Source organism: Algoriphagus halophilus, from assembly GCF_041729275.1.
GTDB classification, from domain to species: Bacteria; Bacteroidota; Bacteroidia; order Cytophagales; family Cyclobacteriaceae; genus Algoriphagus; species Algoriphagus halophilus_A.
Map to the genome: position 1 here is coordinate 4948007 of NZ_CP146486.1, position 21528 is coordinate 4969534.

Annotated in this window: 22 protein-coding genes, 3 pseudogenes and 1 riboswitch; of the genes and pseudogenes, 17 read left to right on the forward strand and 8 right to left on the reverse strand. The window is 38.7% G+C overall.

The window, feature by feature from the left end:
- Positions 1–135 precede the first annotated feature (135 nt).
- The 12 genes from V8V91_RS26685 (at position 136) to metF (ending at position 10581) form a co-directional block, all read left to right on the forward strand.
- Positions 136–642 carry a PAS domain S-box protein gene (locus tag V8V91_RS26685; protein ID WP_373398032.1) on the forward strand — a complete coding sequence of 169 codons (507 nt, stop codon included), beginning with the start codon at positions 136–138 and terminating at the stop codon, positions 640–642.
- Between the two features lie 44 nt (positions 643–686).
- Complete coding sequence (locus tag V8V91_RS26690) at positions 687–1469, forward strand: GAF domain-containing protein (protein WP_373398033.1); 783 nt, start codon at positions 687–689, stop codon at positions 1467–1469.
- Positions 1469–1930 (forward strand): PAS domain-containing protein, encoded by a 462-nt coding sequence (locus V8V91_RS26695; RefSeq protein WP_373398034.1) that lies wholly within the window; start codon positions 1469–1471, stop codon positions 1928–1930. Before V8V91_RS26690 ends, V8V91_RS26695 begins: the two co-directional genes overlap by 1 nt.
- Positions 1931–2111: 181 nt before the next feature.
- Positions 2112–3812 (forward strand): PAS domain S-box protein, encoded by a 1701-nt coding sequence (locus tag V8V91_RS26700; protein WP_373400822.1) that lies wholly within the window; start codon positions 2112–2114, stop codon positions 3810–3812.
- A 32-nt stretch (positions 3813–3844) separates the two neighbouring features.
- On the forward strand, positions 3845–4270 hold the full coding sequence (locus tag V8V91_RS26705; RefSeq protein WP_373398035.1) for a response regulator: 426 nt from the start codon (positions 3845–3847) through the stop codon (positions 4268–4270).
- Between the two features lie 160 nt (positions 4271–4430).
- Entirely contained in the window at positions 4431–4847 is a 417-nt protein-coding gene (locus V8V91_RS26710) for a hypothetical protein (protein ID WP_373398036.1), read from the forward strand.
- A 65-nt stretch (positions 4848–4912) separates the two neighbouring features.
- Positions 4913–5272 (forward strand): hypothetical protein, encoded by a 360-nt coding sequence (locus V8V91_RS26715; protein ID WP_373398037.1) that lies wholly within the window; start codon positions 4913–4915, stop codon positions 5270–5272.
- 29 nt (positions 5273–5301) lie between these two features.
- A complete protein-coding gene (locus tag V8V91_RS26720) occupies positions 5302–5442 on the forward strand; it encodes a hypothetical protein (protein WP_373398038.1) in 141 nt (46 codons plus the stop codon).
- 14 nt (positions 5443–5456) lie between these two features.
- Complete coding sequence (locus V8V91_RS26725) at positions 5457–5642, forward strand: hypothetical protein (protein WP_373398039.1); 186 nt, start codon at positions 5457–5459, stop codon at positions 5640–5642.
- A gap of 82 nt (positions 5643–5724) precedes the next feature.
- A riboswitch (SAM riboswitch) is annotated at positions 5725–5822 on the forward strand.
- A 58-nt stretch (positions 5823–5880) separates the two neighbouring features.
- On the forward strand, positions 5881–6930 hold the full coding sequence (locus tag V8V91_RS26730) for a homocysteine S-methyltransferase family protein (RefSeq protein WP_373400824.1): 1050 nt from the start codon (positions 5881–5883) through the stop codon (positions 6928–6930).
- 4 nt (positions 6931–6934) lie between these two features.
- On the forward strand, positions 6935–9631 hold the full coding sequence (gene metH, locus V8V91_RS26735) for a methionine synthase (protein WP_373398040.1): 2697 nt from the start codon (positions 6935–6937) through the stop codon (positions 9629–9631).
- Positions 9628–10581, forward strand: coding sequence for a methylenetetrahydrofolate reductase [NAD(P)H] (metF, locus tag V8V91_RS26740; protein ID WP_373398041.1), 954 nt, complete (start codon positions 9628–9630; stop codon positions 10579–10581). The genes metH and metF overlap by 4 nt, the downstream gene beginning before the upstream one ends.
- Positions 10582–10669: 88 nt before the next feature.
- Here metF and V8V91_RS26745 read toward each other — a convergent pair whose 3' ends face one another.
- Positions 10670–11173 carry a hypothetical protein gene (locus tag V8V91_RS26745; protein WP_373398042.1) on the reverse strand — a complete coding sequence of 168 codons (504 nt, stop codon included), beginning with the start codon at positions 11171–11173 and terminating at the stop codon, positions 10670–10672.
- Between the two features lie 304 nt (positions 11174–11477).
- Here V8V91_RS26745 and V8V91_RS26750 point away from each other — a divergent pair, with 304 nt between their 5' ends.
- Positions 11478–12332: a hydroxymethylglutaryl-CoA lyase gene (locus V8V91_RS26750; RefSeq protein ID WP_373398043.1), complete on the forward strand. Its 855-nt coding sequence runs from the start codon at positions 11478–11480 to the stop codon at positions 12330–12332.
- On the forward strand, positions 12333–12884 hold the full coding sequence (locus tag V8V91_RS26755; protein WP_373398044.1) for a PepSY domain-containing protein: 552 nt from the start codon (positions 12333–12335) through the stop codon (positions 12882–12884). It abuts the gene before it with no gap.
- Here the strand turns inward: V8V91_RS26755 and V8V91_RS26760 are convergent.
- The 4 genes and pseudogenes from V8V91_RS26760 to V8V91_RS26775 form a co-directional block, all read right to left on the reverse strand.
- Entirely contained in the window at positions 12881–13075 is a 195-nt protein-coding gene (locus tag V8V91_RS26760) for a hypothetical protein (protein ID WP_373398045.1), read from the reverse strand. The two genes, V8V91_RS26755 and V8V91_RS26760, sit on opposite strands and share 4 nt — an antisense overlap.
- Positions 13072–13826: pseudogene (gene dprA, locus V8V91_RS26765) on the reverse strand (DNA-processing protein DprA). The gene V8V91_RS26760 and the pseudogene dprA overlap by 4 nt, the downstream one beginning before the upstream one ends.
- Before the next feature lie 150 nt (positions 13827–13976).
- Positions 13977–14330 carry a MerR family transcriptional regulator gene (locus tag V8V91_RS26770; protein ID WP_205644558.1) on the reverse strand — a complete coding sequence of 118 codons (354 nt, stop codon included), beginning with the start codon at positions 14328–14330 and terminating at the stop codon, positions 13977–13979.
- A gap of 146 nt (positions 14331–14476) precedes the next feature.
- Positions 14477–15121, reverse strand: a pseudogene (locus V8V91_RS26775) (16S rRNA (uracil(1498)-N(3))-methyltransferase); the annotation flags it as partial.
- Positions 15122–15319: 198 nt separating this feature from the next.
- Here V8V91_RS26775 and V8V91_RS26780 point away from each other — a divergent pair.
- The 3 genes from V8V91_RS26780 to V8V91_RS26790 all read left to right on the forward strand — a co-directional run bounded on the left by V8V91_RS26780 (position 15320) and on the right by V8V91_RS26790 (position 18256).
- Positions 15320–15658, forward strand: a complete 339-nt coding sequence (locus V8V91_RS26780; protein ID WP_373398046.1) for a PadR family transcriptional regulator — start codon at positions 15320–15322, stop codon at positions 15656–15658.
- A complete protein-coding gene (locus V8V91_RS26785; protein WP_373398047.1) occupies positions 15651–15773 on the forward strand; it encodes a permease prefix domain 2-containing transporter in 123 nt (40 codons plus the stop codon). Before V8V91_RS26780 ends, V8V91_RS26785 begins: the two co-directional genes overlap by 8 nt.
- 89 nt (positions 15774–15862) lie before the next feature.
- Positions 15863–18256: an ABC transporter permease gene (locus V8V91_RS26790; RefSeq protein ID WP_373398048.1), complete on the forward strand. Its 2394-nt coding sequence runs from the start codon at positions 15863–15865 to the stop codon at positions 18254–18256.
- A gap of 142 nt (positions 18257–18398) precedes the next feature.
- Here V8V91_RS26790 and V8V91_RS26795 read toward each other — a convergent pair whose 3' ends face one another.
- The 3 genes and pseudogenes from V8V91_RS26795 to V8V91_RS26805 all read right to left on the reverse strand — a co-directional run bounded on the left by V8V91_RS26795 (position 18399) and on the right by V8V91_RS26805 (position 21510).
- Positions 18399–20132, reverse strand: coding sequence for a DEAD/DEAH box helicase (locus tag V8V91_RS26795; RefSeq protein WP_373398049.1), 1734 nt, complete (start codon positions 20130–20132; stop codon positions 18399–18401).
- A 204-nt stretch (positions 20133–20336) separates the two neighbouring features.
- Positions 20337–21127 (reverse strand): annotated as a pseudogene (locus V8V91_RS26800) (queuosine precursor transporter).
- On the reverse strand, positions 21124–21510 hold the full coding sequence (locus V8V91_RS26805) for a hypothetical protein (RefSeq protein ID WP_373398050.1): 387 nt from the start codon (positions 21508–21510) through the stop codon (positions 21124–21126). Before V8V91_RS26805 ends, V8V91_RS26800 begins: the two are co-directional and overlap by 4 nt.
- Between the last annotated feature and the right edge of the window lie 18 nt (positions 21511–21528).

Sequence of the window (21528 nt, forward strand, 5' to 3'; positions counted from 1 at the left end):
GTAGTAGAAAAGTATGACAAAGTTTCAACAATTTGATATTTCCAATTTTTTTGATCAACTAAGGGAGCCGCTTTTTTGATCGATTCGGAGGAAATTATTTTTTTCAATGAGTTCTTTAAATCCAACTTTAATTCGTTGAATGAACATTGGAAGGAATTCGTTCAAGATCCTGAAGTTATTGGGTTATTAAAAAGTTATTTTGATGGGAATGAATTAGAACCTATTACATTTTTAAAGTCTCTTCAAACAAAAAACGATGAAGATCTTCTGTTTGAATGGAGTTTTACTCCGCTTCCGTCCAGCTATCAAGATCGTTTTATAATTGTTAAAGGGGTACGTTCCACTTTTACCCAAGAAACCCAATCTGATTTCAGCTTAAAATACCTGGAGAGCATTCTGACAAATACGCATGATTTAATCACTGTTTTAGACAAGGAGGGGCGATATAAGTTTGTTGGGCCCACGGTCGGTCAAAAACTTGGATTTAATGCAAATGATCTCCTTGGGAAAAATTTTAGGGAACTGATTGATGCAGGGATTATAGAAATTATAAAGGGGAGTTTTGAGGAGGCATTGGAATCAGATCAAGAGGTCAATATTGATTTTTGGGTTCACCAAGGGAATGGTAAAAAGTCTACATAGAAAGTTTTGCCAAAAACCTTCAGCATCATCCTCAGATCAAAGGAGTGCTTTTTAGTGCTAGAGATATTACGGAATATATTCAAACCGACCTATCCCTTCAAAGACGTTTTGAACTAGAAAATATCATCAATAAAATTTCTTCTCGCCTGTTGAATGGAAACCCAAAAGATCTCAGTAAGAACTTTCAGGAGTCCTTGGAGATTTTAAGTCCATTTTTGAACGCTCGAAATTCAACTGTCCTATTTTTAAATTCAGAGGATAAGGGATTCGAAGAATTAAGTAAATGGGAAAAGGAAGGTGAATACTCCATTCCAGATGCCCAATTAGTATCAATAGTTGACTTGGTGAAAGAATCAACAAAATCCGGGGATTTTGGAAAAGTGAAACTCGTTCGATCCACGGAGGAATCTTTTTTCATTTTAGTTCCAATAATTTCCTCTCATAAACTGAAAGGGGTATTAGTTCTTGAGATTGATAATTCAGCCAGTTATTTAGAAGAAAACGAACTTCAAATTTTGAGGCAATTGGGGGATATTCTATCCGGAGCTTATCAGGGAGGCCAATTACTTCGAAAAATAGAAAGAAATGAAACCTTACTTGCTACCACCGAGCTTCTGGCCAAGTCAGGATCCTGGAGGTACATTCCTGCTAGAAAGAGTTTTCATTTCTCAGGAGGTTTAGCCCATATGTTTGGTATGGGGGAAAATCCAACCTATGCAAAATTTTCCAAGTTGATCTACAGCATGGAAAAAGAGTACCGACAGGGGTTTATCCATAATCTGAAAGAAACAGTTGCCACCCATAAATCTACTTCGGGGAATTTGTAATGCTCTCACCTGAAAAGAAGAAGGTGGTGATCCAATACGAAATAGATGCGAGGAAGCACTTTTTCAATCAACGTGTGGAAGTGGTAGGTTTTTGTACAGATATTACCCATAAAAGGGCCTCTGAGGAAAATCTACTGCTTCAATCTCAAATTTTAGCGCAGGTAAGCGACCCCATTGTTGTGACCGATCCAGCCCTTAATTTCATTTATTTAAATGAAGCTGCAAGAGGGTTGTTGGGACAAAGTGGGAAACAAACTATATCAGGAAGCATCAAAGAGTATTTCAAATTCGAGGACAAGGATGCGAGTTTGAATGAATTTTTAACAAAAAAGGGAGAATCTTCCTTATGGAAGAATGAAGTGTTCATTAAAATTCTTGACCGTCCATTAGAACCATTTGATATTTCTATCCAGACTATTTTTCGGAAACAAATGAAAAAATTGGGTTTTCATTTGTCTTAAGAAATCTAACTGAAAAATATGAAACCGAAAAGTTGGCTCGAAGGGCTCAAATGATTGTTGAAAATAGTCCAACCATTCTTTTTAGGACGGACCCCAACAATGATTTTGAATTGGTTTATATCTCAGAAAACATCAGTCGCTTTGGCTATGATTCCAAGACCCTTTTAAAAGAAAAAAGTCTATACTGGATTTATTGTACCCTGAGGATGCACGTCAATTTAGAGAGAAAGCAAAATCGATTAAAACTGAGAAAGGGATCCAATCATTTTCGGGAGCTTATCGGTTTAGGAACGCCAATGGGAAATATACCTGGGTAGAAGATCAGACGCAAGATGTACTAAATGATGCAGGAGAGATTATTTTGCATGAGGGAATTTTTCAAGATATCAATGATCGGAAAAACCTTGAGGTAATCAATGAAGAGCGAGATAGGCAATACCGAATCTTGGCCTCCAACATACCTGGTACCAATATCTTCTTGCTGGATAAAGAGAGAAAATACATCGTGGCAGAAGGAACCAATTTTGAGAATTGGGGAATGTCAAGTGAGGATTTTGAAGGAAAATTTTTATGGGATGTGCAGCTTACTTCTTATGAGGAAGTGAATGAATTGTTGGATAAGGTTTATTATGAAAGAGAGATTATAGAATCTAAACTTCAAATAAACGGTCGGTATTATTCCAGAATATTTAGACCTATCATTATCAGAGATGAGGTGGAATTTGTCTTGAGTATAATTCGGGATATTACGGAGGAACACCAAGCTAAAATTGATCTCTTACAATCGGAAGAAAAGTACAGAACCCTGGTAGAAGAGTCTACTGAAATCATTTTCTCTTTGACCGAGTCATTTGATCTGAAATACGTTTCTCCGAATGTGCAGCAGTTTTTAGGTTACCAGGCAGAGGAGGTAATTGGAAGGTCAATTTTTGAATTTCTGAACCCAGATGACATGGGTAAGTTTCAAGAAATGCTCGAAACCACTGAGGATTTTCTTTCAGTCAATCAATACTTGGAATTTCGTTTGAAGCATAAGAATGGTGAATTCAAAGTTTTCAATTCCAATGGAAAGCTGGTTAAAACCAAAGATGGAAAGGAGAATTATTATACCGGGATTGCGAGAGATATTTCTAAGCTAAAAGAGGCTCAAAAAGAATTGTTAAAAGCCAAGGAAAATGCTGAGCAGGCTTCACAGATCAAGTCTCAATTCTTATCCGTGATGAGCCATGAAATCCGTACCCCAATGAATGCGGTGATCGGACTTTCACATTTGTTAGTGGAAGGAAACCCACGTCCTGATCAATTGGAGAATCTTAAAACCTTGCAATTTTCTGCAGAGAACTTAATGGCTCTGATTAATGATATTTTAGATTACAATAAAATTGATTCCGGTAAAGTGGAGTTGGAGTCAGTTCCTTTTGATCTTCAAAATGTGGTTTCTCGAATTGTACATTCTCATAGTTTTCAAGCCCATGAAAAGTCAGTTACAGTAGAATGTGTATTTGATCCAAACCTTCCAAATCAAGTGGTCAGTGACCCGATCAGGTTAGGTCAAATTATCAATAACCTCTTATCCAATGCCATTAAATTTACCGAACATGGGTTTGTAAAAATAGTGCTTGAAGAAATTCATAAGGACCATGAATTTACAGAGATAGAATTTAGGTTTGAGGATAGTGGGATTGGTATACCTGAAGATAAAAGGGAAAGTATTTTTGAGGCTTTCACACAAGCTTCTTCTTCCACCACTAGAAAATACGGTGGTACTGGTCTGGGATTAGCAATTGTTAAAAGGTTGGTAGAATTATTTGGGGGTGAAATTTCTGTGAGCGCAAGAGAGGGGGAGGAAGTATTTTTAGGTTTACTTCTAAACTACAAATAGGAAAACTACATCAGGTATCAAATAAGGGGTCTTTGGGTGGTTTTGGCAGGACTCTTCAAGAAGCTTCTATTTTAGTAGCAGAAGATAATTATGTCAATCAAATTCTCATTCAAAAATTTCTTAAGAAATGGGATGTTGGGAGGATAGTCATCGTTTCTGATGGGGAAGAAGCTCTCGAAAAATTTAAAGAAGAGGATTTTAATTTGGTCTTATTGGATCTTCAAATGCCGGTGTTGGATGGCTTTGAAGTAGCCCGATCTATACGATCCTATCAGAAAGGAATGAAACGAAAAACTCCGATATTAGCCTTGACAGCGACTTCACTTCAAGAGGTGAAAGATCAGTTAATAGAGATAGGATTTAATGATTTTATTCCAAAGCCATTTGTCCCAGAGATACTCTACGAAAAATTAATTTTGCATCTAAGTGGTAAAGATCACTCTGAAATGTCGGTTTAGCATTACTTTTGCCTAGTAAGGATTCAGGCCAGTTGGCCTATTTCAAATAGCGTGATTAAATGCCTTTTTTTCAAGATTATTTCTGTTAATCCTGTGTTTTGGGATTTCCTTCTATGCTTCCGCCCAAAGACTCGTAACTAAAAGACCCTCTTTTTATTTCATGGTAGGTACTTCTGGGGCGAAGTTGAATCAATTCGATGAATTACTGGAAGAAAGAGGGCTTACAGGCCTTAGAAATAGGTATAATACCATTGGCTTGGGGTATCAGGTCAGGTATAATGATTTTGTCATCGGGATGGAACTATACCATAATAGAGGTTCTAAAAGTGAATTTGATGACTACAAATTATATTATAGAACTTCCAGAGCCTTATTGAATGTGGGATATGCCTTTATAGAAGAGTCAAGATTTCAACTCATTCATTATATGTCGGTGGGAGCAGGTTTCTTGAATTTTCAGATGTTACCTCAACATCCCAGTGAGAATTTAGGAGAGTTTTTGAATGATCCATCCCAGGGATATATCTTAAGAGAAAAGGATATCCAAAAAGGCACCAAGCATTATGGGAATTTTTAACGGAAATAGGTTTTCAGCTGAGTTATGATTTCGATATTCTTGGCAGAAACGAAGCCTTGGAAGTTTTGATGAAATTAGGATATGGATTTAGCCCTTTTGAGGGGAAATGGAACCTTAACGGAATTTCATTTGACAATGCTCAAAGTGGTGCATTTATTAGGGTAGGCGCCGGATTGACCTTACCGGATAGGAATTTCTTTTATAAGGATGCAAGTATTGGAGTCTCTATGATTAGTGGAATTCATTTTACTTCTCCAACAGAATTTAATGAGCAGTTGGAGGCAGCGGGTTTTAATGCCTTGGATGGGACTCCTTCCAATTGGGGACTTCGAATTTTAGGGGAAAGTGGAAATCTGCTTTATGGTTCGGATGTCTATAATTTAGCTATGAATGGGGCAGCGACAATATCAGAAACCATACTTTGAATAGTCTTCGGGTATATGGGAATCTTGGGATGAAATTTATCCAATATAGAAATATGTCTCTAGGGGTATTGGGAGGAATTGGTTATGGAAATATCCGATATACGAATACCCAAAAGGAAAAACCGGATTTTCCAGAACTTTTGAAAAGCCTCGTTTTGATGGATACCTGAAGAATAGTGGTTTGATGGCCAAACCAGAAGTTTTTCTGGAATATGGGGTTCCTATAGGAAAAAGGAATCTATTTGATGTGATTCTTACAAGTTCATTTGGCTATGAGTTGCCACTGGCTAATTACAAACTAGGAGACTTTAACATGTCTGGATATATGTCCGCTCCTTATTTGAGTTTTGGAATTGGGATCAGGCCTTGATAGCAAAGCAATAAAATTTAATCCACCTAGCAAATTTGACCAGACAATCTGTTTTATTGGTAAAATGATATTACCTTTGGTCTGCTTATCGAGAAAGACCGAGGGAAGGGCCCTAAGACGTCTTAGCAACCTGTAGCCAAGGTGCTAACTCCCATCCCGATTTTCGGGAACAGATGAGCGGATAAGTCCAGGTACTTTTTTCCGTGTTTTGCTCGATTAGCTGTATAAAAAAATAATGATGCAAAACAGAACCGAACTTCTACTTCAGCAATTTTCTAAAAGAATTCTAATTCTGGATGGTGCGATGGGGACCATGATCCAACGTTATACCCTTACAGAAGAAGATTTTAGAACACCTGAATTGGCTAATCATCCCAAGGCCTTGAAGGGCAATAATGACTTATTGTCTCTTAGCCGGCCAGATATCATCAAGGCAATTCATGCAGAGTATTTAGATGCTGGTGCAGATATAATAGAAACCAATACCTTTTCAGGGACCACTATTGCGCAAGAAGACTATGATCTTCCTCATTTAGCCTATTCTATCAATTTTGAATCGGCAAAATTGGCCCGTGAAGTTGCTGAAGAATATAGTGCTAAAACTCCTGACAAACCAAGGTTTGTAGCAGGAGCAATCGGCCCTACCAATCGAACCGCCTCGCTATCTCCAGACGTCAATGATCCAGGATATCGAGCCATAACCTTTGACCAGCTTGCGGCAGCCTATGCAGAGCAGGTCAGAGGATTGCTTGATGGAGGTGCTGATATATTATTGGTAGAAACGATTTTTGATACCCTGAATGCGAAAGCCGCACTTTATGCAATCCAGGATGTTTATGAAGAACGTGGAATTCCATTGGATCCTCGGGATGGAGGAATTCCAATCATGATTTCTGGAACGATTACAGATGCTTCCGGGAGAACCCTTTCAGGCCAAACCACCGAGGCATTCTTGATTTCTGTATCCCACGTTCCTTTGCTGTCTGTAGGTTTGAATTGCGCGTTGGGAGCAAAGGAATTAAGACCTTATTTGAAAGTATTAGCCCAAAAGGCGCCATTCTATGTGAGTGCTTATCCCAATGCGGGATTGCCCAATGAATTTGGAGCATATGATCAGGGTGCGAATGAAATGGCTGATCAAGTAAGAGACTTTTTAAAAGAGGGCATGCTCAATGTCTTAGGAGGTTGCTGCGGGACTACTCCTGAGCATATTGCCGCACTGGCAAAGCTTGCAGCAGGCTACGAACCAAGAAAATTACAACAAGAAGTAGAAGAAACCCTGGATTGAGGCGATGGAAACGAATCATTACATGAAATTATCTGGGTTAGAACCATTGGTTTTGACTCCCGAAATCAACTTTGTCAACATAGGTGAAAGAACCAATATTACAGGTTCTAAAAAATTCGCAAGATTGATCTTAAATGGTCAATATGATGAAGCACTTGAAGTAGCATTGGATCAAGTAAGAGGTGGTGCGCAGGTTTTGGATGTCTGTATGGATGAAGGGATGCTTGATGGAGAAATGGCCATGGTCAGATTTTTAAATTTGATAGCCTCCGAACCAGAAATCAGCAGAATTCCCATCATGATTGATAGCTCTAAATGGGCTATTATTTTGGCTGGATTAAAATGTATTCAAGGAAAAGGGATCGTAAACTCTATTTCCCTGAAGAATGGGGAAGAGGAGTTTATCAGCCAAGCAAAAACAATCAAGAAATTTGGAGCGGCAGTGGTGGTCATGGCCTTTGACGAAGATGGTCAGGCTGATACTTATGACCGTAGAATTGAAATTTGCGAACGGAGTTATAAAATCCTGGTGGACCAAGTCAAGTTTAATCCCCAGGACATCATTTTCGATCCTAATATATTTCCAGTAGCAACAGGAATGGAGGAGCATAGAAGAAATGCTTTGGACTTTTTCTTAGCTACTAAATGGATCAAAGAGAACTTACCGGGAGCCAAGGTGAGTGGAGGGGTTAGTAACGTCAGTTTTTCTTTTCGAGGAAATAACCCGGTAAGGGAAGCCATGCATGCGGCCTTTTTGTACCATGCTATCCATCATGGGATGGACATGGGTATTGTCAATCCAACCATGTTGGAAGTCTACGATGATATTCCTAAGGACTTGCTTGAAAAAGTAGAAGATGTTCTTTTTGATCGAAGAGAAGATGCTACTGAGCAATTGTTGGATTTTGCTGAAACTGTAAAAACTTCGGGCAAGAAAGAAGTGGTCAATGAAGCTTGGAGATCTGACCCTGTTGCCAAAAGAATCGAGCATGCATTGGTCAAAGGAATATTAGACTTTATTATCGAGGATACTGAAGCTGCAAGATTGGAATTGACGAACCCATTAAAGGTGATTGAAGGACCATTGATGGATGGAATGAATGTGGTAGGCGATTTATTTGGAGAAGGTAAAATGTTTCTTCCTCAGGTAGTTAAGTCTGCTAGAGTGATGAAAAAGGCAGTTGCTTACTTGGAGCCTTTTATGCCTTTACCAGAAGAGGGGCAAGAAGAAAGCTCCTTGAAGAAAATTTTGATGGCAACAGTCAAAGGAGATGTGCATGATATTGGGAAAAATATCGTTGGTGTTGTCTTAGCTTGTAATAGCTACCAAATCATCGATTTGGGAGTGATGGTGGATGCACAGAAAATCATTGACGAAGCGATCAAAAATAAGGTGGATATCATAGGTTTGAGTGGATTGATTACCCCTTCTTTAGATGAAATGGTCAATGTGGCTTCTGAAATGGAAAGACAAGGGTTGAAAATTCCTTTGTTAATTGGAGGAGCTACGACTTCTAGAATCCATACCGCAGTTAAGATCGATCCGGTATATAGTGGAACTGTTGTTCATGTGACAGACGCTAGTAAATCCGTACCTATTGCGGGGGAAGCAATTTCGGAGGAGACAAAAGAAGCCTACAGATTAAAGATAAAGGAGACATACGCTCAATTGAGAGTAGAGCATGAATCCAAGCAAGCTGTAAAACAGTTGGTTTCTTATGAAGAAGCAAAAGCCAATCCAGTAGAAATAAACTGGGAAAGTTTTGTTCCGGTAGAGCCGAGCCAGCTAGGGAATACTGTTTTAAAAGAATTAGATCTCAATGTTTTGCGAAATTACATTGATTGGACTCCTTTCTTTAGCACTTGGATGCTAAGTGGTAGATACCCGAAGATTTTAGAAGATCCGATAGTGGGAGGAGAAGCCAAAAAGTTATTGGCTGATGCCAACCAAATGTTGGATAAACTAATTGAAGAAAAGTGGCTTTCAGCAAATGCAGTAATTGGGATATATCCTGTAAAACGAACAGGTGATGATATTCAAGTACTCAATAAAGAGGGGCAAAGTATCGGCAAGTTTCATTTTCTTAGACAACAAGGTAAAAAAGGAAAAGGAGTGCCCAATCGTTCCTTAGCAGACTATATCCATCCTGAGAAGACAGATTACTTGGGTTGCTTCGCAGTAACGGCAGGAACAGGAATGGAAGCGAAACTAGCTGAATTTCAGAAAGCTGGAGACGATTATAATGATATTCTGTTTAAAGCTCTAGCTGATCGATTGGCAGAAGCTGGTGCGGAATACCTTCATGAAATAGTAAGAAAAGAGTATTGGGGATATTCGAAAGGAGAAGCGCTTTCCAATGACTCTTTGATTCGAGAAGAATACCAAGGAATACGACCAGCTCCTGGGTACCCTGCATGTCCAGAGCATTCAGAAAAAGAGGAGATTTCCAGATTACTTGAAATGGAGAAAAATGCCGGGATCACACTTACTTCGAGCTATGCAATGTATCCTACTTCTTCAGTTTCTGGATTTTATTTTGCCAACCCGGATAGTAAATATTTTGGATTGGGAAAAATAGGAGAAGATCAAGTAGCCAGTTATGCGCAGAGAAAAGGAATATCCCTGAAAGAAGCAGAAAGTTTACTGTCTCCAAACTTAGCTTATCAACCCAAAACAAATCTTGCCTCACAACCTATATGAAAATAACGGAACACTTGAAAAAAGCAGATCAAACGCTTTTTTCCTTTGAAATATTACCCCCTTTGAAGGGGCAAAGCTTAAAAGAATTGCTGGAGGGAATCGCTCCACTGATGGAGTTTAAGCCTCCATTTGTAGATGTGACCTATCATCGCGAAGAGTATATTTATAAAAAGCATCCCAATGGCTTGTTGGAAAAGATCAGTACGAAAAAGAGACCTGGAACAGTGGGGATCTGTGCTGCGATAATGAATAGATTCCAAGTGGATGCTGTTCCACACTTACTTTGCGGTGGTTTCAATAAGGAAGAGACAGAAAATGCACTGATAGATTTGAATTTTATCGGGGTAGAAAATGTCTTGGCTCTTAGAGGGGATGCCCCAAAGACAGAGGGTAAGTTTATTCCTGAACCAGACGGGCATCACTTTGCCAGTGAATTGGTGGAGCAAATTGTACGAATGAATAATGGGAAGTATTTGCACGAAGAGACTGAAACGAGTTTCCATACTGATTTTTGTGTTGGAGTAGCGGGCTATCCTGAAAAGCATTTTGAGGCACCTTCTATGAAATTTGACTTGAAAAGGTTGAAAGAAAAAGTAGAAAAAGGAGCCGAATACATCGTTACTCAAATGTTTTTTGACAATCAAAAGTATTTTGAGTTTGTGGATCAAGTTCGAGAAGCAGGAATTACCGTGCCGATTATTCCAGGTATTAAACCAATTACGACGGTAGGTCAAATTACCATGTTGCCAAGGACTTTCTTTTTAGACCTTCCTGATCCGCTGATGGATGAACTGGAAAAGTGTAAAACCAATGCGGAAGTGAGGGAGGTAGGAATTGAATGGGCAATTGAACAATGTAAAGAATTAGTAAAAGCAAAGGTGCCTTCCTTGCATTTCTATACCATGAGTAAAGCCGGTACTACTTACGCAATTGCAAAAGAGATTTTTTAATGCTCTTTCACTAAAAATAGAGAACCCTTCCCTATAGTTGGGAAGGGTCTTTTTTTAGAGGGACTTGGTGATTAATCCTTCTCTAATCCTATTCGAATCTCTTCGACTTTTTCTTCGACTCTGTACTTAACTTATCAAAGTCTTTTTCGAGCCAATCCAAACTTTCTTGAGTGGCATCTTCCATATCTTCAATGGTTTTTTCTGTACCTTCTTCCACGTCACTTGTGGTTTTCTCCCACCAGACCTCTATGTTTTTCATATGCATATCGGCAGTTTCTTCAAACATTTCCTGATCAGTTTTACCTTTTTCCACGATGGTTTCATATCGTGTTTCGATCAATTCTATTTGTTGATCATCTGCTTTTAAGTCTTTATAGATAATCTCTGCTTTATGGTCTAGGCTATCATACTTTTGATCGATTGCTGACCAATTGTGAACCGGAACAATTTTGACGGCAGTTTCAATACTATCTACATAATTTTCCAAATTGATGGTGACTTCAATCTTATCTTGTTCATCATATTGTTTTGTTTGACATGCTAAAACAGAAAACAAAATGGATCCAAATAATAAAGTTGATTTAGTTTTCATAGTTAATTGTGGTTGGTTTTGATTAGTTTGAAGCAATCACATGACCAAAAATCAGGTTGGAAGGGAATTGGGCTGTAAATGGCCATTTTAAGGTTTCTTGGGGCCGTTTTTCCGTTTTTTAGTACTGATTATCAATTGGTTGTGAATTATTTTTCATGGAATTATCTCCCCATTTTATCCCTTTCTTCAACATGTTGGAGTGAAAATTTAGTTGAAGGCCATTTTCAGCTACCATCAACTCAAAAGAAAGGGACTTTCAAATAATTTTCACGGTTTGCCTTCTTGAACTTTATTAAATTCACGGATGATTAAATTAATCGAGTGCCCACGTGATGCCATGCAGGGTATCCCTCATTTTATTGATACTGCTATCAAAGCGGCCTATATCAATCAATTATCTGAGGTAGGCTTTGATACCATTGACTTTGGAAGCTTTGTAAATCCCAAGGCAGTTCCTCAAATGAAGGATACCGAGGAGGTATTGAGCCTCTTGGATTTGCATCATTCCAAATCAAAATTATTGGCCATTGTGGCTAATTTAAGAGGAGCGGAAGATGCCGGGCACTTTCCTGAAATAGATTACTTGGGCTTCCCGCTCTCCATTTCTGAGACTTTTCAGCAGAGAAATACCAATAAATCCATATCGGAAGCTTTCAATGAACTGGAGGAAATACAAAATCTTTGTGAGGTAAAAGGGAAAACCCTGGTGACCTATTTAAGTATGGGCTTTGGAAATCCCTATGGAGAGGAGTATTCTCCGGAAATGGTTTTAAACTTCGTTGAACGTCTTGACCAATTAGGGGTAAAAATTATCTCTCTTTCAGATACCATAGGAGTCGCCAATCCGGCATTGATCACGGAGCTATTTGAGACTCAAATTCAGGCTTTTCCTAACATTGAATTTGGTGCGCACTTACATAGTACCAGAGAGACCATTGGTGAAAAAGTATTAGCTGGATTAAAAGGGGGATGTACTCGTTTTGATGGAGCTTTAAATGGTTATGGGGGATGTCCCATGGCAAAGGATGACTTAGTTGGAAATATGGCTACAGAGGTGATGGTAGAAACGCTTGAAAAAGCAGGTCATGATTTAAAATTGAATAAATGGGAGTTGAAAGAAGCCATGAAATTGACTCAATTTGTTTTTACTGAAGTTTAAATGTCGTATAAAATACAATCAAAAGTTAAAGCACTAAGGCTCTACCGGGTTCTTCACCGATGGTTAGGTATACCTTTGATTATCTTCTTTTTTATCATTGGCATCACTTCAATCTTATTAGCCTGGAAGAAGAAAGTAGAGTTATTACCGCCTACCACAAAATCCCAATCTGAACAAAAAGAGAACTGGATCTCGCCTACCGAGATGATTGCAGTGGCACAAACGGTCATGGATAGTTTGGGCGAATCTATCGAGGTGGACCGAATCGATATCAGGCCGGATAAAGGCATTGCTAAGGTGACCTTTAAGACCCATTTTTCAGAAGTGCAGGTAGATGGTTATTCAGGAGCGGTTCTTTCAGTAGATACCAGACATTCTGATTGGATAGAAAAAGTTCATGATGGAAGTATTGTTGATTATTATTGGACCGGGGAGGAGGGAGCCAAACTTACCTATTCCACGTTGACTTCTTTGGGATTGATTTTTATGAGCTTGAGTGGATTTTACCTTTGGTATTTTCCAAAGCGAATACGTAAACTCAAGAATTCTTAGGCAAGGAGTTTATATTTCTTTCCAGGTAGAGACTTGACAATTCCTTCAAACTCTAAAGCAAGTAACTTGGAGGAAAGCATTCCTAGAGGAATTTCAGTTTTCAAGCTGATCAAATCAATTTCTGATTCACCTTGGTCTTTTAATAAATTCAAAATTTTGACTTCTTCCTGATCTCTATCAGAAAAATTCAAGACCACTTTTTTGAAATTTCTTCTCCGGGTTTGGACCAAAACAATGCTTCTGCAATATCATTGGGGCCTGTATAGATGTTGGCCTTCATTTTTTTGATCAATTGATTACAACCTTCACTATAAGGAGATTGTAAATTACCTGGTACAGCGAATACTTCTTTGTCATAAGAGAATGCAATTTCGGCTGTAATCAATGCTCCGCCTCTCTCAGCTGCTTCGACCACAATCAAGGCATCCGAAAGTCCAGCAATGATCCGGTTTCTGGCGGGGAAATTACCAGGCCCCATCGAAGTGCCTGGAGCATATTCACTTACAATTCCTCCTCGATCTAGCATTGCTTCCGCTGTTTTTTGTGAACAGAAGGATAAATTTGATTGATTGGAGATCCCATTATGGCAATGGTTGGAAGATTTGCCTGAAGTGCTGCTCTATGCGCTTCGATGTCTATCCCATATGCCAAACCAGAAATGATAGTGGGTTGATATATCGCCAAGTCTTCAATGATTTTCCGGGTGGCAGTTTTACCATAGGGGGTAGCGCTTCTTGTCCCTACGATACCTACTGACCTTTCAGGGTTGAAGTCGAGCGTTCCTCGTGTGAAAACAAGTGCTGGACAATCTTCATGGAGCTTAAGCCTTTGGGGAAAAGAGGAGTGAAGCAAAGTGTGAATCTGATACCCTTTTTGCTTGCAAAGATTGATCAATTCATCTGCCTTTCGAAGCAGTGATTCCTTCTGATTTCTAATTTCCAACAGTTTTTCACCAACCCTAGGTGTTTTGGCAGCCTTTCCTTTCGGTATTTCAAAAATCGTTTTGCTGAGCCTGAATAGGCTATTATTGCTTTAATTATTCCAGGTCCTATTTTAGGAGCTGACCAAAGGGCTATAAAATACAGTAGCTCTTCATCTGTCGGTTTTTGCATTGAATTCTTCCCTGATATTGATTAAAAAATCTTTGATTTGCTGAAGCTTTTGAACAGCTGCAACCTTATCAAATCCTTGCTCTTTTCCAGATTTTATAACTTCTTGAGCGCCTTGCAGGGTATAGCCTTTTTCCTTGACCAGATGATAGATGTATCTTATTTTCTCGATATCATCTTTGACATATCGGCGATTTCCTTTTTTATCCTTTTTAGGATGAATAATGTCAAATTCACCTTCCCAATAGCGAATAAGCGAAGGGGCCACTTTAAACATTTGGGCTACCTCACCTATGGAATAATACTTCTTTTCTATTTCTCGCTCTTTGTACGGCACAGTAAAAATTTATTTAACACTAAATTAATCAAAATGCGAAACAATGCTCAAGCATTGCTTTAAGGTTTCTAAAAAAAAACGAAAAAATTAACGATTTAGTACTTGTAGCATGTGTACAGCTGCTAAACCGGCGGTCTCAGTCTTTAACCTGCTTTTTCCCAGAGATACTGGTTCAAATCCATGTGTAAATGCATGGTCTATTTCCTTTGGGTCAAAGTCACCTTCCGGCCCGATCAGAATTAAATAATTCCCTTTTGGTTTTGCCAAGTCCATCAAATGATGATCATGATTTTCATCTACATAAGCGATGAGTTTTTGAAAATCATTCCATTCAGGATAGGTTATAAAATCCTTGATATCAATGGTTTGGTTGATTTTTGGTGTGTGATACTTTAAACTTTGTTTGCATGCTGAGATCATCTTTTTTGAAGCCTTTCAGTCTTTAGAAAGCTCCTTTCTGAATTCATGGTCGAAAGCAAAGTCATTTCGTGAAAACCGATTTCCGTAATCTTTTCAATCATCCATTCCATTCGATCAGGACTTTTAGTTGGTGCAACCGCAAGATGAATATAAAAGTCATCCGCAGGAACCTGCTCACTGGAAATCACCTGGAGTATAGATTTTTTGGGATTGGCATCTGTCAACCTGCATTCATACAAATTGCCTTCTCCATCTGTGACATGAACGATATCTCCAACGGATTTTCGAAGTACCCGGGTCAGATGCTTGGATTCATCGGGTTCCAGATATATGGTAGGAGGTAATATATCCTGTTGAAAAAAGAGCTGCATATGACCAAAATTAAAATTTATTAGTTGAGTAAGCACCTATTGAATCAAAGTTAATCGCATATCTATTTAGATAATAAGGTTTCTATGAAAAAGGAAATTCAGAAAGTTAATTTTCTGAGGAAAAAATATTTTCAATTTTAATTTACAAATGTGAATGAAATATATTAGATTCATATTTGTAAATATAATATTCATGATATGAAAGGATATCATTTAGGGGAATTAGAAGAGCTTGTCTTATTGGTTGTAGGTATTTTGGATCAAGAAGCTTATGGAGTTTCTGTAGCTGAGGAAATCAAAAGTCAAACAGGTAGGAAAGTCAATATAAGTGCGATCCATACAGTTTTAAATAGATTGGAGGAAAAGGGTTTCGTGAAATCTCATATGGGAGGAGCTACTGAAGAAAGGGGAGGGAGAAGGAAGCGATTGTTTAGTCTTTCGGCAAATGGTAGAGCTGCCATTAATGAAGTGAAGATGATGAGGAATAGACTGTATGATCAGTTACCACCATTAGCATTAGATTTTTCCCATGGATAAGAAGCGCTACCATTATCCGCCAAAACTAGCAGATAGATTTCTGGAGTTTTATTGTATCCCAAATCGACTGGAGCAGATCCAAGGAGATGCCTATGAGATTTTTATCTGGATTTAGAAGAGAAAGGACTGACCTACGCTCGCTTAAGATTTATTTTCCATGTGTTTAGTTTTTTCAAATGGAGCAATATCGGGTTCAGCAAATTCATGAATTTAAAAACTAATAACACGGTGATGATTAGAAGTTATTTTAAAATCGGTTGGAGAAATATTCTTAAGCAAAAAGGTACCACCTTTATTTCTGTTTTTGGATTGTCCTGTGCAGTGGGTTGCTGTATAGTAGCTTATTTGTTTATTGCAAACATTTGGTTTAAGGGATTGAATCAACCCAACAAAGATGAAATTTATCAGCTGGTATATACTTCAGAAGAAGCTGAAGGACTGGTGACTTATGGAACTGTTGCTGAACCAGTCTCTGAATTAATTCCGAATACGCTAAACCAAGTAAAGAACCAGACGAAGGTATTGTATGAGTTTCCATTAGTGATTCAAGATAATGAGAGCTTTTATCAGCGGTCCATTTACGTGGACCCTTCCTATATGGAAATGTTTAAATACCGAATGGAATACGGGTATCCTGGAGCTTTGAAGGAGCCTGATCAGGTGATTTTAACCCATCAGCTATCGGAAAAATTATTTGGTGATATGCATCCTATTGGTCAGGAACTATCCTTGGTGATCAATGGGCAAGAAAAGCTCTTCAAAGTTGGAGGTGTTTTGGAGGATTTGAAAGACATGGATATGTTTACTTTTGACCTCATTGTCAATTTTGAATCTCATCCTGATACAATCACAGATCTTCCTTTGAAAGATGCTTGGAGCAAAGAACTGTGGACCTTTATTCAATTGGAAGAAGGAGCAGATCTTTCAAGAATTGAGTCCGAGTTGGAGGGTTTCACCCAAATTCAAAATCAAGTGAACCCTGAAAAACCTTATGTCAGTATGGGGTTGATTGCTTACCCGGATATTATTTATCATGTCGGGAAAATAGAAAGAGGAGTGAGGGATTTCTTGGGAATTGGCCCTCAGATTCTATTAGGCACAATTGGACTTTTTATCCTTTTGCTAGCGGTATTTAATTATATTAATTTATCCGTATTAATGGCTTCTAGAAGGCTAAAAGAGATGGGAGTTCGAAAGGTAATTGGAAGCAAGAGAAGTCAATTGGTTTTCCAGTTTCTCAGTGAAAACCTCCTGATCTGCTTTTTTGCAATTTTTCTGGGATGCCTTCTGGCTGGGTTTATTTTTCTACCAGGATTCAATGATATCGCTTCCAAAAACCTCCAAATCGATTTATTTCGAGACAAAAACATCTGGATATTTCTAGGGTCCATGTTGTTAACTATTACTTTAATTACAGGGTTGTATCCAGCCACCTATTTATCCTCATTTAAACCGATCGGTATTTTAAAAGGCAATCAAAAAATTGGGAGCAAAAGTGTATTCACCAGTGTGCTATTATCCTTCCAGTTTACCTTGGCTATTATCAGTATGGTGGCAGCGATAGCCTTTGTGCAAACCAATTATATCAATGCTAATCGAGATTGGGGATACAGTTCTGCGGATAAGATTATTGTCAATGTACCGGAGTCCAAAGATTATGTACCACTTAAGAACAAGCTTTCAGCGCTCTCGGCGGTGTTAGAAGTAAGTGGAAGCCAGGATTACGTGGGAAATTGGATTAGAGAGGAGGAGGTGGAAATAGGAGATGAGAAGTATCATGTCAACTTTCTGAATGCGGAGGCCAATTATCCTGAATTACTGGATTTGGAATTGAAGCAAGGGCGGATGTTTAATCCCGATCTGATTACAGATACTCAGGAATCACTATTGGTAAATCAAACTTTTCTGGACCAGTTTGGATTGGAATTTCCGCTTGATCAAACCGTCGCCATCGATAGTGCTACATACCATGTCATTGGGGTGGTAGCGGATTTTCATACCACATTTTTCAAAAATGCCATTGAACCCATGGCGATTCGCGCTTCCCCTAATTCAGTGTTTAATTACTTGACATTGAAAATGAATCCCGGTTCAGCGGAAGGTTCTATGGAATCGGTTAAGAAAATTTGGCATGAAACGGTGCCGTTAGGCCTATTTGAAGGGAAGTTGCAGACCGAGGTATTCGAGCGAGAAATTGCAGATGTGAATGGGGTTGCGAAGTTAATTTCCTTTTCAGCCACACTTTCTGTCATCCTAGCGCTATTGGGTCTTTTCGGTTTGGTATCCCTGAATATGACTGCCCATATCAAAGATTATTGTATCCGAAAGGTTTTTGGAGCAAATATAGAGGACCTATCCAAGAAATTACTGAAGCGATATTTGATTATATGGGGTATTGCCGCAGTGATTGGAAGCGTTTTCTCTGTCTTCTTCATTTCATCTTTCTTGGATAGTTTTTTTGCTTTCCATGCTGGAGTGGGGATTATACCTCTAGGGTTTGCCCTAATCATTTTATTGGCCGTGATCTTTACTACTGTTGCTTCGCAAATTTGGAAAGTGGTCAAAGCAAACCCGGCAGTGATTCTTAAGTCTGAGTAGATTCGACGCTGGTTTTTTCTGAAAGAAGCATTTATAGCGTTCAACTTGTAAAGGGTTGAACGCTTTTTTATGATGGCAATGAACAAAAAAAGCACATTTCTTATTAGAAATGTGCTTTAAACCAAATAACCTTATAACCAATTTACCCTTTTGAAATTTCCATATTGACGTTCTTGCCTTTGATGGTATTGTGCTTCATTACTTTGATCACGTGATCAGCATCTTTTTGAGGCACATCCACAAAGGAGAAGTTGTCATATATATCGATGCCTCCAATAGATCTTCCTGGAACGCCGGCTTCACCAGCAATTGCTCCTACGATATCATTTGGACGGATTCTATCTCTTTTACCTAAATTGATGAATAAACGAGCCATGTTGGCATCTCTAACTCTTTCAGGCCTTCTTCCACCTTCTCTTCTTCCGCCTCTTTCTCCTCTTTCGCCACCGCGTCTATCACCTCTTTCGCCACGTCCGAATCTATCTCTTCCTCCATCACGACCACCTTCACGGCCGCCTTCCCTTCTTCTGTCTCCATAGGAGCTTAAGCTGAAGTCCTGGTCTCTCATTTCTTTCACTACATCTCCCATCTGAAGTTTCATCAAACCAAGGGCAATCTGTTCGATAGAAAGTCCTTCTGTCAATAGTTGACCTACAGTAGCTTCGAAGATTTGATTATCCTCTTCTTTGCTCAATATTTTATGCACGTCTTTTACAAATTGAGCCTTCTTCAACTCAATCAATTCAGCAACAGACGGAGGAGTCATCTTGGTGATCGTAGCTTTGGTAAATCTTTCCAAATCTCTGATCTTTCCAAAATCTCTTCTTCCAGTAACAAAATTGATGGCAATACCTGATTTTCCAGCACGTCCAGTTCTTCCGATACGGTGTACATAAGACTCATCGTCCAATGGCAAATCGTAATTGAAAACCGCTTCCACATTGTCAACATCAATTCCTCTTGCAGCAACATCAGTTGCAACTAGAACGGTACATAGACCTTTACGGAATTTGTTCATTACTTTATCTCTTTGTGCTTGAGATAAATCTCCATGAAGTGCTTCAGCAAGGATACCTTTTGAACCAAGAGATTCAGTAGCCTCATCTGTCATTCTTTTGGTATTACAGAATACTACGCTCAATGCATAGTTATTTACGGTCATCAATCGAGCCATCAATTCCAATTTCAATGAAGGTTTCACTTCATAGAACACTTGCTCGATACGATCTACCGTCAATTCTTTCTTAGCAACCTTGATGATTTCAGGGTTGTTTTGATATTTTCTTGTTAAATCTAGAATAGGCTTTGCCATGGTAGCGGAGAAGAAAACAGTTTGTCTTTCTTCAGGCATTTCCTGCAAAATTGCTTCAATATCATCTCTGAAGCCCATATCTAACATTTCATCCGCTTCATCCAATACGATGATTCCGGCGTTATCCAATTTCAAAGTACCACGGTTGATGTGATCTTGTACACGACCTGGAGTACCTACTACGATCTGAACTCCTTTTCTAAGGGTTCTGATTTGCTTGTCAATTGATTCACCTCCATAGATCGCCACAGAATTGATCCTTCTATGGAATTTAGCCAACTTCTGGATTTCACCTTCTACTTGAACTGCAAGTTCACGAGTAGGGCAAAGGATGATAGCCTGTGGGTGATTTAGATCTGGATCTACCAAATCAATAATTGGAATAGCAAAAGCTGCAGTCTTTCCAGTACCGGTTTGAGCTTGTCCGATGACATCTCTACCTTCTAGTACGAAAGGAATAGCTTGTGATTGAATTTGGGAAGGTTGGGTATAGCCCATCTCTTCCACGGACTTAAGAATTTCGTCAGAAATTCCCAAGTCAGAGAACTTGAGTGTATTTTCCATGATGTTTCCTTACTTTTCTTGCCATGTACTCCTAGTGATTATCCCAGACAAGCGACAGTAAGGATTTCACGGCTCAGAAAAATTGTTCTTCGTCTTATTGACGGTGCAAAAGTAGAGTAAATTATTTTGAAAACAAAGCTTTCTTCAAAAATTTCTATAAATACAGCTATAGGATCAAGCTTTAGAGCAAAATAAATTTGGTTTTTAGATAAATGACTTGTCTTTTGCTGCCTCAGTGGTCATTTCCTCAGCTAATTCTTTTCCTAAATAATTATCAATCAAACTGTGTCCCAAATACAGTAGGGAGTCAAAACCAAGGCAACTACGAATTTGTAGATGTAATTCATGATGCCTACAGCAATAATTTGACTTAAACTCCAATTTCCAAAGACATAAAATGCGATGCCAAGAACTACAAATGAGTCAATAAACTGAGAGACAAAGGTAGAACCTGTTGCTCGCAGCCAAATCATTTTTTCACCAGTAATAGCTCTTAATTTTTGAAATACATAAACGTCGATTAATTGACCCAATAAGAATGCGGTCAATGACCCGATGATAATTCCTCCTCCCTGCCTGAATAGGGTATTGAAGGCATAATCAATGTTAAAAGGAACCCCTGAAGGCGTTTCTGAATTTACTTCTAACCAAAAATCCGCGGGTACTAATCTTGTAACGACCATGATGACTAAAAATGCATATCCTATCAGTCCTGCTGTTAAAAAACTGATTTTTCTTACTCCTTTCTTTCCAAAATATTCATTGATGATGTCCGTGGTGATAAATACCACTGGCCATATAATCGCTCCAGCTGTCAAGTTAAAGTCAAGGACAAATTCCCCAAAAAAGGTCCAGTTAACTGGTTCAAAACCAAGTGTTTTTTCACCGGAAAAAATCTTTACCCCGATAATTTCAGCCAAAATGGCGTTTGTCAAAAAGATACCTCCTAAGATGATAAATAGGTTGGTTTTTCTAGAGTTTTGAGATTTATTCATACGTCTGGGTTCACAGGATAAGTTTGACCTTCTTCACTAATGATACTGTTTGGAAAAACTTGTATCGCCTCTTGATGCATTTGACCCAACTCTTTATATCTGGAAGAAAAGTGTCCTAATAATAAGCGCTTTACACCGGATAAAGAAGCAATTTGAGCAGCTTGAGCGCTTGTACTATGGAATGTTTCAGCAGCGCGAGCTACCTCTGCGGTCAAAAATGTGGATTCATGGTAAAGCAAATCCACCTGATTCAGGAATTTGGTAATACTTGGATCAAAAATAGTATCGGAACAAAATGCATATTTCCTCATCGAATGCAAGGGGTAAGTATATTCCGAAACTTGGATGAGGTTCCCGTTTTCCATCATAAAGTCATTTCCCAATCTAAGGGATTGGATTGC